The organism is Aliirhizobium wenxiniae (assembly GCF_019511445.1).
Taxonomy (GTDB): Bacteria; Pseudomonadota; Alphaproteobacteria; order Rhizobiales; family Rhizobiaceae; genus Neorhizobium; species Neorhizobium wenxiniae_A.
Genome location: NZ_JAEUAN010000139.1, coordinates 1 through 252 on the forward strand (window position 1 = coordinate 1; position 252 = coordinate 252).

Consider the following 252-nt stretch of genomic DNA (forward strand, 5'->3'; position numbering starts at 1 on the left):
CCTGCACGCGAAGGTCTCCGGTGACTGAACTGAATCTAACACATTCGCTGGCAGCAACGGGAGTACCGGGCAAAGCGTTGTCGGGGCTGGAACTGCGCCTACTGGAACTGATGGTGTCGGGACATCCTGACCTTGCCCCCAAGTTTTATCCAGTTTTGAGTTCGCTCCAGCGGTTTTGGGTTGCTGTATTTGGGGCGGTAGCGGCGGGTTGCGGTGCGGAGCCATTCCGGCTGCGCAGCACCGCATCACGTC

The 252-nt window shown here is 59.5% G+C and carries 1 protein-coding gene; it reads left to right on the forward strand.

Annotated elements, in window-relative coordinates; all coding sequences use genetic code 11:
* Positions 1-20 precede the first annotated feature (20 nt).
* Positions 21-252 (forward strand): hypothetical protein (locus tag JNB91_RS30645; RefSeq protein WP_220329147.1); only part of this gene is annotated, 232 nt, incomplete at its 3' end.